This window comes from Streptomyces sp. NBC_01304 (assembly GCF_035975855.1).
Lineage (GTDB): Bacteria > Actinomycetota > Actinomycetes > Streptomycetales > Streptomycetaceae > Streptomyces.
The window spans coordinates 1,369,009-1,382,736 of the sequence record NZ_CP109055.1 but is presented as its reverse complement, the minus strand read 5'-3'; the positions used below and the strand labels follow the sequence as shown (position 1 = coordinate 1,382,736).

The following is a 13,728-nucleotide window of genomic DNA, read 5'->3' as shown; positions in this document are numbered from 1 at the left end:
GCCCGCGGATGAAGAACCCACCTCCCCGCGGAGCGTCAGAGCTTCCCGGCGCCCGCGCCGGACGTCACCGAAGCCACCACGGAAGAGGCAGGCTCGGCGGTGTAGGCGTACGGCGGCGTCGTGAAGGAGCCCTGGCGGCTGATCTCGATCGCCGCACCCCCGAGTTCATTGCCCCGCAAGTTCGCGTACCCGTCGACGTCGCTGCTGCGGCTCGTCGTCACGGCGACCTTGGTGGAGGCGAAGACGTTGTTCTCGACGAGCATCTGTGCGCCCATCCGGGAGTGCACGGCCGTGTCGGCGCCCTGGACGTAGTTGTCGTAGAAGTGCCCGGTGCCGAAGCGGAGGCTGGGGATGCGCGAGTAGACGTTGCTGAAGTGGTTGTGGTGGTACGTCACCTTCAGGTGCCCGGTGTCCTCGCCCGCGTTGTTGTCGCTGTGGCCGACCAGGGAGCCCTTGAAGTGGTCCTTGAAGGTGTTCCAGGACACCGTGACGTTGTCCGAGGCGTGCGTGACGTCGAGCAGACCGTCGTAGTAGTCCTTGTCGTGGCTGCGGTCGGCGGAGAACGAGTTGTGGTCGATCCACACCTTGGTGGACTCCTGCACGGTGATGCCGTCGGCGGGCGCGAGTGGCTTGCTGATGTTCAGATTCCGCACGACGACGTTGGTGGCCTCCTTGATGCGCAGGCCGCCGCCGGTGAATCCGGAGGCCGAACCGACCCCCAGGACCGTGGTGTTGGAGCCGATGTCCACCTGCCCGGACAGCGAAAGGAGACCGTTGACCTTGACGACCTTGGCGCTGCTGCCGGTGACGGCGGTCTTGAAGGCGGCGAGGGTGGTCACGGTCACGGGGGTGGCGTTGCCGCCGCCGGTGGTGCCGGCGCCGAAGCCGACCGGGGAGGTGTCGGCGGCCTGTGCGGACTGCGGGAGAGCGACGGCGAGCGCGGCCACGAGCGAGGCGGCCGCGCCGATGGCGAGGGTGTGGGGGCGGGTGCGCATGCGGGGGTCCCTTCAGGTATCCACGAAGCGTTCAGGTAGCAGAACGTCGTTCTGAATACTGAGCGCTGAAGACATGTGAGCTCTCAGCTGTTCATGTTTCTGAACGGAACGTAGAGGTGAAGCGCTTCCGCGTCAACGCTCCCCACGGACCACATCCAGCCAACTGCCGTCAGCGGCACCGCACTTACCTGCCCGTGAACCGGGGCGGCCGCTTCCCCAGGAACGCGCTCATGCCCTCGCTCTGGTCCTCCGTCGCGAACAGGGCGTGGAACACGCGCCGTTCGAAGAGGATCCCGTCCCGCAGGCCGGTCTCCAGTGCGCGGTCCACCGTCTCCCGAGCCGCCGTCACCGCGGCCCGGCCGTACGAGGCGACGGCCGCCGCCGCGGCCGTCGCCTCCTCGATCACCCGGTCGTCGGGAACGACCCGGGCGACGAGCCCTGCGCGCTCGGCCTCCGCGGCGTCCATGGTGCGGCCGGTCAGGACGAGGTCCATCGCCTTGGACCTGCCGACCAGCCTGGTCAGCCGCTGGGTGCCGCCGATGCCGGGGATCACGCCCAGCTTGATCTCGGGCTGCCCGAAGACCGCGGACTCGCCCGCGATGATGAAGTCGCACATCATCGCCAGTTCACAACCACCGCCCAACGCAAAGCCGTTGACGGCCGCGATCTTCGGCGTGCGGAAGGCGGCGAACTCCTCCCAGCCCGAGAAGTAGTCCTCGGCGGCCATCTCGGCGGCGCTCTTGCCGGCCATCTCCTTGATGTCGGCGCCCGCCGCGAAGACCCGTTCGGATGAGCCGGTGACGACGAAGCAGCCGACGTCCGGATCGCGGTCCAACGGCCGCAGTGCGTCCAGGAGTTCGGTCATGAGGGCATGGCTGAGCGCGTTGAGGACGGCCGGGCGGTGCAGACGTACGGTGACCACGCGGCCAGCACGGTCGATCTTCAGATTCATGAAGGTGCCTTCCGGTGAGGAGGGTTACGAGTCCCAGATCGCGCCGTACGCAGGGATGCCGCGCCGCTCCAGGCCGTGCACCACCTGCCAGGTGAGCTTCTTGTTGGAGATGCAGATGACCGCCTCGGCCCCGAACTCCCGGTAGGCGGCGTACGCGAGGCGCACCATGTCGGGCTTGCCGTCCTTGCCGGTGTCCCAGACGACCGCGTCCGGCTGGACCGCGAGGATTTCGTCGACCAGCTGGTCGCCGTAGGTCTTGCGTGGGTCGCGCGTCGCCCACACGAGGCGGGAGGGCACCTCGGCGGCCAGGAGGTGGGGCAGACACGGTCCGATGCCGCTGCCGGTGGCCACGTAGATCACCTTGCTGAAGAGCGTCTCGATATTGGCGACCCCGGCCGTGGTGATGCCCTTGACCCAGACGCGGGACGGGACGTCATCGATGAAGGACCCGGTCCAGTCCCCGGCCCGGGAGATCGTCAGCCGGAAGCCCGGCCGGCCGGGCGAGGGCACATTGGCGAAGGAGTGCCACTCCTTGAGCGGGGACCGGCTGATCGCCGTGGAGGACCCGGCGAAGGGCGTCACGCCGTGGTCGAAGCGGGCCAGGGCGACATGCGAGGACGGGCGCTCGATCGCCACGTCGACCTTGCGCAGCCGCAGCCAGGGCAGGGCGACGCTGAACGTGACCAGGGCGAGGATCCAGATGCCTGCCTCGCCGGGGCCGCGGGCGAGCAGCAGGGTATGGGCCCAGAAGAGCAGCAGCGCCGCCCAGCCGCCGAAGCGATGGATCTTCTCGAAATGGTCGTGGAAGCGGGACCGGAAGGGCGGCAGTGCGGTGGCCACGATGCCGGTGAGCAGAGCGATGAGCGCGTACGACACGGCGAGGAGCCCCGCCGAGGTGTCGGCCGCAGTCGTCAGGGACGCGGTCAGGGCGAGGAACCAGAGGGTGCCAGCCAGTGCGCCGCCCACGTGCAGGCCGCCGAAGTGGTACACCTTCCCCAGCGTCCAGCGCACCTTCAGCGGCCAGCTGACCGGGGCCCAAGTAGCCAGGCGGAAGAAGGAGTTGATGACGTACTGCTGGCGTACGACGACGGCGAGCGCGAGGTTCGCCAGGGCGGCGTACCCGAGCGTCCGCGGGTCCGGGAGGCCTCCGGCGCCGGCGAGGAAGACGAGGTTGGCGGCAAGGACACCGGCCGCGAGCCGGTTGTAGTGCATCAGCCGCGGGTGCTTGAGGGTGCGCCGGGGCCAGGACGTGAGCGGCGGCAGTCGGACGCCGTCGCCGAACTTCGGGGCGGGGGTGGTCTCTTGGGGAAGCGGCCGCCGTACGGACGGCGACGTGGTCATCGGCCGACCCCGGCGGCGAGACGGAGCAGCGCCCGCTTGTCGGTCTTGCCCCGGTCGGTCTCGGGCAGCGACGCGAGCGGCAGCACGGCCGCGGGCACGCAGTAATAGGGGAGTGCCTCGGCGACGGCGCTGCGGGCCGCCTCGGGGTCGACGTCCTGTGGGCAGACGAACGAGACGAGGTCGCGGGCGTCCCGTCTGAGGGTGACGGCGCGGGCGCAGCCGGGCAGGGACTCCAGGACCGCGGAGACCGAGTCGAGCTCCACCCGGAAGCCGCGCACCTTCACCTGGTCGTCGGTCCGGCCAAGGTGCTCGAGCTCGCCGTCCGGGGTCCACCGGCCCAGGTCACGGGTGCGGAACATCCGGCGGCTGCCGCCGAGGAACGGGTCGGGCGCGTACCTCTCGTCGGTGAGCGCCGGGTTGCCGAGGTATCCGGCGGAGATGCCGTCGCCGCCCGCCCACATCTCGCCGCTCTCGCCGATGGGGACCGGGCGGCGGTCCTCGTCGAGGACGTAGACGGTGTTGTTGGGAGTGGGCCGGCCGATGGTGAGCCGGGCCGCGTCGAGGCGATGGCGCTGCATGGTGTTGACGATCGTGGTCTCCGTCGGGCCGCAGCAGTTGTAGAAGGTGCGGGACCGGGCCCAGAGGTCGGCCAGCGGCCGGGGGCAGGGCTCGCCGGCGACGGCCACGGTCTTCACCTTCGGGCAGGCCGCCGGGTCGATCCCGGCGAGCACGGTGGGCGTGGCGATCAGGACGTCGGCCGCCCGTGCGGTCTGCGCGATGTCCTTGCCGCGGATGACCAGGGTGCCGCCACCGGTCAGGCAGCCGAGGATCTCCCAGGCCGCCATGTCGAAGGCGATGTTGAGGAGTTGGGCCACCCGTTGCCCCGGGCCGATGCCGAGGTTGCCCGGCGTCGTGAGCAGGAGGTTGCAGACATTGCGGTGGGTGACGGTGACGCCGTTGGGAGTGCCGGTGGTGCCGGAGGTGAACAGGACGTAGCAGCCGTCGTCCGGTCGGGTCTCGCGCGCGGGCCCGGCCTCCCAGGTCGCAGCGGTGGGATGGGGCAGGCGGTGCGAGGGGCGGCCGGGCCGCTGCGCCGGGAGCTCGTCCACGTCGTCCACGGAGATCCGTACGAGCCCGTCGGAGGTCGGCACCCGGTGCGCGTACCGGCCCTGGGTGAGGACGACCCGGATCCCCGCGGCCCCGACGACGTGGCGCAGCTGGGCCGCCGGGGTCAGCCCGATGTCCTGCGGGACGTAGGCGGCACCCGCCTTGAGCGTGCCGAGCAGCCCGACGAGCATCGGGATCGATCTGCGTACGAACAGGCCGACCCGGTCACCGGGACGCACGCCCAACCGCACCAGCCTGGCGGCGAGTTGGTCGGCCATCCGGTCCAGCGCGCCGTAGGTGATGCGGGCCCCCTCGTGCTCGGCGGCGACGGCGTGCGGAGTGGCGGTCGCCCAGCGTTCGACGGCGTGGTGGACGAGGGTGTGCGGCAAGGGGGCGGCCGGTCCCTGCCCGAACGCGGCGAAGAGGCGGCGGTCGTGCGGGCTCAGACCGTGGAGCAGGGGTGTGGTGGAGGTGAGGCGGGGGAGCGGACGTGCAGCCGGAAACGGACGCGCAGAAGAGAGCGGAAGCATGCGGGGGAGACCTCCTGGCTGTTTCGCATGACGGATCAGGGCGAGATCGGTCGGTATATCGAACGCCTTGCGGTCTTTCGGACCGAGACTCTAGCTCGATCCGTTGAACCATCAAGTAGGCGGGATCGGCCATGAGTTGATGCGAAACGAGCCACATGTGGCGCGGTAAGAAACGGCGGCAACTTCCGTGCCGTCCGGCGGCGACCAGAGGTGGGGAGACGTACGTGCTCGGCGGCAGGCACGGGGAAGAGCCGGGCAGCCCCCAGGGAGGAGAGGGCTGCCCGGCCGGTACGCGGAGCGGCGGGGGCTACTCCAAGAGCTCCGCGTACGAGCCCATGGCCAGTGCGATGTCGGCCTGGGCCCAGAACCGGTGGTATGTGAAGACCGGCGCGGCGCCGCCCTGCAGATAGGCCTCGACCTTCGGCCAGGCGGGGTCGTCCTCGTAGAAGGTGCGGATGGAGGCGAAGCTCGAACTCGCGTTGACCGCGTCTCCGTTGGGCATCGAGCCGGTCCAGCCTCCCGGCACGTACACCGGGTCGTCGAACCGGTTGTAGTCGGCCCGCGTCTCCGGCACGGAGATGCCGAGCGGGTCCTGATGGTGCTGCCACATGCCGTCGAGCAGCGCCTTGGCCGTCGACTTGGCCTCGGCGTCACCGGACTTGGCGGCGTAGTACGTCAGGGTCTTGGCGTACGCCGCGGCCACGCCCACGTCGTCGGTGTAGTCGGCGACCGTGACGTGAAGTCCCGTATTGGAACCGGGAGTTGACGGGTTCCAGGTGTCGGGCTTGCCCGCCCACTGGAGGGTGGCGGGGATCCGGTACGTGCCGTCCGGATTGACGGTGGTCTTGGACAGCGCCCAGTCGACCCACTTGTCGAGGACGGCCTTCGCCTCCGCGTCGCCGCTCTGGTGGTAGTACTCGGCGACCCGTTCCATGGACCAGGCCTGGAAGCCGAACCACTGGTTGGACGGCGGGTCGTGGTAGACGGGCTTCTCGTCGTACGGCATCCCGTAGAAGGTCGACGTACCGGCCGGCGGACTCGCGTACCGGCCCTGGACGCTGTTGGTCGCGCCGCCCGCGATGGCACCCTCGTCGGACTGCAGCCAGCGGTAGAACTCCAGCTGCCGGTCGAGGGACTTGGCCCAGTCCTGGGACCCGGTCGCCGACTTGGGCTTCAGGTCCGCGTACGAGCTGAGGGCGTAGGCGGCGAGGGGGTTCTGGTAGCCGCCGTGCGCGTGGCTGGAGCCGATCCGCCAGGCCCAGCCGGCCGAGGTGTCGGTGGCGCCGCCCCAGGCGTAGTACCAGGACATCAGGTAGTGCGAGCTGTCCTTGCCGGTGCCGGCCGGGCAGGTGGCGGGCCCCACGCAGTTGCCGACCTTCTTGAAGTACTTGTCGAACATGGCGTACCGCAGATAGTCGCCCATCTTCGCGGCCTTGCCGACGGTCGCCGAGACGGCCGACCCCTTGCCCTGCTCCTTGGCCCACACGTCCGCCCAGTAGGCGGCCTGCACGGCGCGGGCGTCGGCGTCGGGCGCGTCGGTGAACTTCCACTGCTTGGCGTAGGAGGCATCGCCGGTGAACAGGTCCAGATAGCCGTTCTTCCCGCCGTACGTGAAGTTGTCGCACGTCGGGTGGGGGACGGTCTCCCACACGGATTCCTGCGGCCCGCGCTGGAAGGTGTTGATGTACGAGGGGCCGGTTGCGGACGGTCCGGCCGAGCACTTGCCCGGCTCATTGCCGTAGCCGTAGACGTTGTCCACGTCCTGCAGCCAGTGCATGCCGTAGATGTCGTCCGTGCCGTACGCGCTCTTCAGTTCGGCGGCCAGCGGATCGGATCCGGCCGTGACCGAGGAGTCGAGCTTCGCCGGATACTCCGACGGCAGATCGTGCTCGGGTGCGTACGTGGCGGGCTTGGACGCGTTGTAGAACGAGTTGGTCGGCTGGTCCGCATGCGTGGGGATCATGAATTTCTCCATGGTCTCCCAGGAGTTGTTGAACCGCGTCCAGTCCCCGGTGACCTTCCCGTACATGGCCTGCAGCCAGATCAGATAGCTGTACGCCTCCGACGTCGTCTCGTGCCCGTGATCCGGGGCCTCGACGATCAGCGTCTCCACCGAGTGGTAGGGAATGCCCTCGGGCGAGAAGTAGCCGCTCGCCGGATTGGTGATCTTCCCGTAGAGGTCCAGGAAGCGTGCGTCGTACGCCTTCGACTTGGCCAGCTGTGTGACGGTGACCTCTGCCTTGGCGTGGCCGGGCGCGCTCGCCGCGAAGACGGCCGAACCCGTGCCGGTGTCATCGGCCGCGACTGTCACCTTCTGGGCGGTGTTCCAGTTCGCCGAGGTGAAGGTGAGCGAGGCGCCGCCGCTGACCGTCAGGCCCGTGTTGCCCGAGGTGCGGGCCACCGAGACCGTCACGTTCGAGGCCGGCTGGGTCGACAGCTTCACGTCGAAAGTGCCGGACGCGCCCTGCCGTACGCCGAGTTGGGCCGGCGAGGCGACCAGTGCCGGCCCGGAGGCGATCTTGATGCCGACGGGCGAGGACTCCGCGGAGGCACCCAGGCTGTCGTAGGCCTTCGCGTACAGCGAGTGGTCGCCCGCGGCCAGACCCTCGGCGTTCAGGGTGTACGGCGCGCTGGTGTCCGTGCCGAGGAGCTGGGTGTCGCGGTAGAACTCGACCTTCGTGATGTCCGCTCCGTCGGCGGCCGCCGCGCTCGCGGCCATCGGTACCGCGTCGCCCGCGGTGAACACGGCGCCCGGCGCGGGGCTGGTCAGCACGGTGACCGGTGCCTTGTGGGCGCCGGTGCAGGGAGTTCCGTTGACGGCGAAGGACGTGGGTGCGGTGTTGGTGCCGCTGTAGGTGAACTGGGCGCCGGTGGTCACGGCGGCGCCCGCGGCGATCTGCTTGTTCCAGTCGGCGTTCTTGACCGTGACGTTCTTGCCGGACTGGGACCAGGTGCCGTTCCAGCCGTTGCTGAGCTTCTGATCGCCTTGGTAGGCGTACGTGAGTGTCCAGCCGTCGACCGCGGCGGACGAGCGGTTGGTGAGCGTGAGGTCGGCGGTGAAGCCCGAACCCCAGTCATTGGTCTTGTAGTCGACGCTGCAGGCGATGTCCGCCGCCTGGGCGGGCGCTTCGACGACTGCCAGGGTGGCCAGCGGCAGCGCGAGCACGGCTGCCAGTGCGGTCCATAAGCGACGCCGGACCCGGCGTCTGTGTGGTGAGGGCATGGGGGCTCGCTCCTCCTTGCGGTTCTTGGGAGTTGGGGGGTGGAGCAACAGGCCTTGAACCAGTGGGAGCGCTCCCATCGTGAGACTGGGGCATCCGACGGTCAAGAGCCTTGAAGAGTCGAACTCATTCGACAGGAGGTGGCGGGAAATCGGGCCGAAATACTCTGTTCATTGAACTGAGTTGGCGCTACGTTCCTCTGCACCAGTGGGAGCGATTCCATCAGTCGTCGCGGCTGTCACAGCCGCGACAGAGCTGTGAGGAGTCGCTCATGCGACACCCCCCGCACTTGCCTGCGTTCCTCGTCACAGCCGCTTTCGCGCTCCTCGCGACCGCGGTCCCTCCCCTCGTCACGGCGGACGCCGCCGAGCCTGCCTGCACCGTGGACTATGCGGTGACAGGCGACTGGGACACCGGATTCCAGGGCAGCGTCACCGTCACCAACAACGCCGCAGCGCTGAGCAGTTGGCGGCTCGGCTTCGACTTCCCCGGCGACCAGAAGGTGACCCAGGGCTGGAACGCCAAGTGGTCCCAGACCGGCAAGTCCGTCACCGCGGCCAACGAGAACTGGAACGGGACACTCGGCACCGGAGCCAGTGTCACCACAGGGTTCCTCGCCTCTTACGGCGGCACCAACGCGAAGCCGTCCGGCTTCACGCTGAACGGCGTCGCCTGCAACACCGACCCGGGCGGACCCACCGACCCGCCGGACCCCGGCACCGGCCCGCCCGCCCTGCACGCCGAGGGAAACAAGCTGGTCGATGCCGCCGGCGCCACCCGGCGCATGCTCGGAGTCAACCGCTCCGGGGCCGAGTTCATGTGTGTCCAGGGCTACGGCATCTTCGACGGTCCGGTCGACGACGCCGCGATCAAGGCGATCGCGGACTGGAAGGCCAACACCGTCCGGATCCCGCTGAACGAGGAGTGCTGGCTGGGCCTGGACAACATCAAACCCGAGTACGCCGGGGCGAACTACGTCAACGCCATCAAGGACCTCGTCAAGCGTGTCGAGGCGCACGGCATGACGCCCCTCGTCGAACTGCACTGGTCCTGGGGCCAGTACACCGGCAACTCGGCGGGCTGCTCCGACATCCATGCCAGCTGTCAGAAGCCCATGCCCAACGCGCGCCACACCCCCGCGTTCTGGACATCGGTCGCCGACACCTTCAAGAGCGATCCGGCGGTCGTCTTCGACCTGTTCAACGAGCCCTACCCGGACCGCGCCACCTCCACCGCGGCCGAGGCCTGGACCTGCTGGCGGGACGGCGGCACCTGCCCCGGCATCGGCTACGAGGTCGCCGGCATGCAGGACCTGCTCGACACCGTACGGGCCACGGGTGCGCGCAATCTCGTCCTGATCCCCGGGATCGCGTACTCCAACGACCTGAGCCAGTGGCTGCAGCACCGCCCCACCGACCCGCTCGAGAACGTCGCCGCGGCCTGGCACATCTACAACTTCAACGTCTGCAACAGCGAGAGCTGCTGGAACTCCCAGCTCGCCCCCGTGGCCGCCGAAGTCCCCCTGGTGGCAGGCGAGATCGGCGAGAACACCTGCACGCACGGATTCGTCGACCGGGTCATGAACTGGTTCGACGAGCGGGACCTGTCCTACCTGGGCTGGACCTGGAACACCTGGGACTGCTCCTCCGGACCGTCCCTGATCAGCAATTACGACGGCACACCCACCGCATACGGCATCGGGCTGCGCGACCGGCTGCGCGCCCTGAACGGAAAGTGAGGAACGCCATGAGACCCCGTACGGCATTACTGGCCGCCGCCGCACTGATCGCGGCGAGCGCGTCCACCGCCACCGCCATGACCGCCCCGGAGCGCGGGGCCGCGGCAGCCGCCGCGGGCTGCAAGGTCGAGTACAAGGTGCAGAACCAGTGGGACTCCGGCTTCACCGCCGCGGTCACCGTCACCAACACCGGTGACGCGGTGAATAGTTGGGATCTGACCTGGTCCTTCGCCGGCAATCAGAAGGTCAGCCAGGGCTGGAACGCCGAGATCGCCCAGAGCGGCAGCGGTGTCAGCGCCAAGAGCCTCTCCTACAACGGGTCGCTCTCCACCGGCTCCTCGGCGTCGTTCGGCTTCAACGCCTCCTACAGCGGCAGCAACGCGCTGCCCACCGTGTTCAAGCTCAATGGCGTCGCCTGCAACGCGGATCCGGGCGGCCCCACGGACCCACCGGACCCGGATCCCGGTGACCGGGTGGACAATCCGTACGCGGGTGCCAAGGGCTATGTGAACCCCGAGTGGTCGGCGAACGCCGCCGCCGAACCCGGCGGCAGCCGCATCGCGAACCAGTCCACCGCCGTGTGGCTGGACCGCATCGCCGCCATCGAGGGTGTGGGCACCGGCATGGGCCTGCGCGACCACCTGGACGAGGCCCTGAAGCAGAAGGGCTCCGGCGAACTCGTCGTCCAGTTCGTCATCTACAACCTGCCCGGCCGTGACTGCTCCGCCCTCGCCTCCAACGGTGAACTCGGCCCGACGGAGATCGACAAGTACAAGACGCAGTACATCGACCCGATCGCAGCGATCTTCGCCGACCCCAAGTACGCGAGCCTGCGCATCGTGACGACCGTCGAGATCGACTCGCTGCCCAACCTCGTCACCAACACCGGCGGCCGCCCGACCGCGACCCCCCAGTGCGACGTGATGAAGGCCAACGGCAACTACGTCAAGGGCGTCGGCTACGCCCTGAACAAGCTCGGTGACGTGTCCAACGTCTACAACTACGTGGACGCCGGCCACCACGGCTGGCTCGGCTGGGACGACAACTTCGGGCCCTCCGCCGACATCATGAAGCAGGCCGCGACCGCCGAAGGCGCCACCGTCTCCGACGTCCACGGCTTCATCACCAACACCGCCAACTACAGCGCGCTGAAGGAGGAGTACTTCACGATCAACGACACCGTGGCGGGCAAGTCGGTCCGCGAGTCCAAGTGGGTCGACTGGAACCGGTACGTCGACGAGCAGTCCTTCGCCCAGGCCTTCCGCACCAAGCTGGTCTCCGTCGGCTTCGACAGCAACATCGGCATGCTGATCGACACCTCCCGCAACGGCTGGGGCGGCACCGCCCGGCCCACCGGCCCCGGGGCGAGCACCAGCGTGGACACGTACATCGAGGGCGGCCGCATCGACCGCCGCATCCACGTCGGCAACTGGTGCAACCAGTCCGGTGCGGGCCTCGGCGAGCGCCCGCAGGCCGCGCCCGCGGCCGGCATCGACGCCTATGTGTGGGTGAAGCCGCCGGGTGAGTCCGACGGCGCCAGCAAGGAGATCCCCAACAACGAGGGCAAGGGCTTCGACCGGATGTGTGACCCCACGTACACCGGCAACCCGCGCAACAACAACAACATGTCCGGCGCACTGCCCGACGCGCCGCTCTCCGGGAAGTGGTTCTCCGCCCAGTTCCAGGAGCTCATGAAGAACGCCCACCCGGCGCTGTAGCGGTTGGTGGGGTCGCTCGGGAAACATCGGATCGATAAGTATCAGTCCCTCCAACATCGCGGCTGCCTTGGCGAGTTGGAGCCGTTGACATCCGATGTATTCATCTCTACGTTCCCGAGCGACCCCACGAACTCAGGAGCCGCCCCATGCGCACAAGGACCCTCCGCACCCGGCGCAAACTCATAGGCAGAGCCCTCCTCCTGGCCGGAGTCCTGCTGGCCACGGCCGTCCCCACCGGCACCGCGGCACCCGCCCCGACCCCTGCATCCGCGACCGCGGAGGGGCCGGGCACCGACCACGCCCTCGACGACCCCTTCACCGCGGACCGCACCAGCTGGTTCCGGCAGGACCGGTTCGGCATGTTCATCCACTTCGGCGCCTACTCCAATCTGGAGGGCGAGTACCAGCGGCCCGACGGGACCGTGTGCCGCGACGCGGAGTGGATCCAGCGGCAGTGCGACATCCAGAAGGCCGAGTACGAGAAGCAGGCCGCCACCTTCAACCCGGCCGACTTCGACGCCAAGGCCGTGGTCAAGGCGGCCAAGGACGCGGGGATGAAGTACATCGTCATCACCTCGAAGCACCACGAGGGCTATGCGATGTGGCCGACGAAGGTCAACTCCTGGAATCTGCGCGACCATTCGGCCTTCGACAAGAACCGCGACATCCTGGCCGAGCTCAAGAAGGCGACCGACGAGGCCGGCATCAAGCTGGGCTTCTACTACTCGATCTGGGACTGGCACGACCCGGACTTCCCGGATCCGGCCACGTTCCCCGCGTACGAGAAGAGGATGTACGCACAGCTGAAGGAGCTGGTCGACAACTACGATCCGGCGCTGCTCTGGTTCGACGGCGAATGGTCGACCGACAAGCCCAACAACCCCTGGACCGCCCGGGACGGCGAACGCCTCGAGTCGTACCTCCGAGGACTCGACCCCGATCTGGTCATCAACAACCGCGTCGGCAAGCGCCGCGTCGTCGACGGCGACTACGGCACCCCCGAGCAGGAGATCCCCGACGCCCCCGTGGACGGGCAGCTGTGGGAGTCCTGCATGACCCTCAACGGGCACTGGGGCTTCGCCCGTTACGACCAGAACTGGAAGTCGAGCACCACCCTGGTCCGCAACCTCCTCGCCACGACGTCCCGCAGTGGCAACTACCTCCTCAACGTCGGCCCCGACGCCCGCGGCCGCATCCCGACCCCGTCCGTCGACCGCCTCAAGGAGATGGGCACCTGGCTGCGCACGGCAGGCCAGGGCAACGCCGTGTACGGCGCCCGCTACGGCGGACTCGTCGAGGAACCGGCCTGGGGCGCGGTCAGCCGCAAGGGCAACAAGCTCTACGCGGCGGTCACCCAGTGGCCGTCCGCCGGGACCGCCCTGCACCTGAAGGCGCGTACGGGCTTCGCGGTGACGTCGGCGCGGGTCCTCGGCTCCCCGCAGTCCGTGGCGGTCGCCAAGTCCGGTGACGGGTACGACCTCACGCCGTCCGGGGCCGCGACGAACGCGACCGCCACCGTCATCGAGCTGACCGTCGACCCGGGCCCGACCGCACCGGTCGGCCGCGGCAAGGGCCTGAAGCAGGAGATCTTCGACAACGCGGAGCTGAGCGGCACCCCGAAGGTCACCCGCACCGACCCGACCGTCAACCACGCCTGGAAGTACTCCGGTTCACCCGATGCGAGCATCCCCGCGGACCGGTTCGGCATCCGCTGGACCGGCACGATCGAGCCTCGCCGTTCGGAGACGTACACCCTCACCACCGTCTCGGACGACGTGGCACGCGTCTGGATCGACGGCAAGCTCGTCATCGACAGCTGGACTCCGCACGAGCCGCGCATCGACAAGGCGCAGGTGCAGCTGAAGGCCGGCACCCGCCACTCCATCCGGATCGACTACGCGGAGAACACCGGCGAGGCCCATATGAAGCTGCTCTGGTCGAGCCCCGGGCAGGAGCAACAGATCGTTCCCGCAACGCAGTTGTACGCAAGCTGAGAGGCCAGCGCCGAGATGTAGGCTCGAAGCGCTTCGACTCAGGGCGTCATCCGCAGCTGGGCCTGCGATGACGGCGTCCTCTTCAGAGGGCGAGTCGAAGCGCTTCGACAACAGTCTGGACAGCCGCGGAAG

At 68.8% G+C, this 13,728-nt stretch carries 8 protein-coding genes; 3 read left to right on the top strand and 5 right to left on the bottom strand.

Going from position 1 to position 13,728, the window contains the following annotated elements:
- Positions 1–35: 35 nt before the first annotated feature.
- The 5 genes from OG430_RS05980 to OG430_RS05960 form a co-directional block, all read right to left on the bottom strand.
- Positions 36–995, bottom strand: coding sequence for a pectate lyase family protein (locus OG430_RS05980; protein WP_327351364.1), 960 nt, complete (start codon positions 993–995; stop codon positions 36–38).
- Positions 996–1,179: 184 nt separating this feature from the next.
- On the bottom strand, positions 1,180–1,947 hold the full coding sequence (locus OG430_RS05975) for an enoyl-CoA hydratase-related protein (RefSeq protein WP_327351363.1): 768 nt from the start codon (positions 1,945–1,947) through the stop codon (positions 1,180–1,182).
- Between the two features lie 24 nt (positions 1,948–1,971).
- The gene (locus tag OG430_RS05970) at positions 1,972–3,288 is read right to left on the bottom strand and encodes a hypothetical protein (RefSeq protein ID WP_327351362.1); all 1,317 of its coding nucleotides are present in this window, start codon (positions 3,286–3,288) and stop codon (positions 1,972–1,974) included.
- Positions 3,285–4,925, bottom strand: coding sequence for an amino acid adenylation domain-containing protein (locus OG430_RS05965; RefSeq protein WP_327351361.1), 1,641 nt, complete (start codon positions 4,923–4,925; stop codon positions 3,285–3,287). Before OG430_RS05965 ends, OG430_RS05970 begins: the two co-directional genes overlap by 4 nt.
- A gap of 307 nt (positions 4,926–5,232) precedes the next feature.
- Entirely contained in the window at positions 5,233–8,148 is a 2,916-nt protein-coding gene (locus tag OG430_RS05960; protein WP_327351360.1) for a glycoside hydrolase family 48 protein, read from the bottom strand.
- A gap of 269 nt (positions 8,149–8,417) precedes the next feature.
- Between OG430_RS05960 and OG430_RS05955 the strand changes: the two genes are divergently transcribed.
- The 3 genes from OG430_RS05955 to OG430_RS05945 all read left to right on the top strand — a co-directional run bounded on the left by OG430_RS05955 (position 8,418) and on the right by OG430_RS05945 (position 13,596).
- Positions 8,418–9,884: a cellulase family glycosylhydrolase gene (locus OG430_RS05955; protein ID WP_327351359.1), complete on the top strand. Its 1,467-nt coding sequence runs from the start codon at positions 8,418–8,420 to the stop codon at positions 9,882–9,884.
- An 8-nt stretch (positions 9,885–9,892) separates the two neighbouring features.
- A complete protein-coding gene (locus OG430_RS05950; RefSeq protein ID WP_327351358.1) occupies positions 9,893–11,602 on the top strand; it encodes a glycoside hydrolase family 6 protein in 1,710 nt (569 codons plus the stop codon).
- Between the two features lie 146 nt (positions 11,603–11,748).
- Entirely contained in the window at positions 11,749–13,596 is a 1,848-nt protein-coding gene (locus OG430_RS05945; protein WP_327351357.1) for an alpha-L-fucosidase, read from the top strand.
- Positions 13,597–13,728 lie beyond the last annotated feature (132 nt).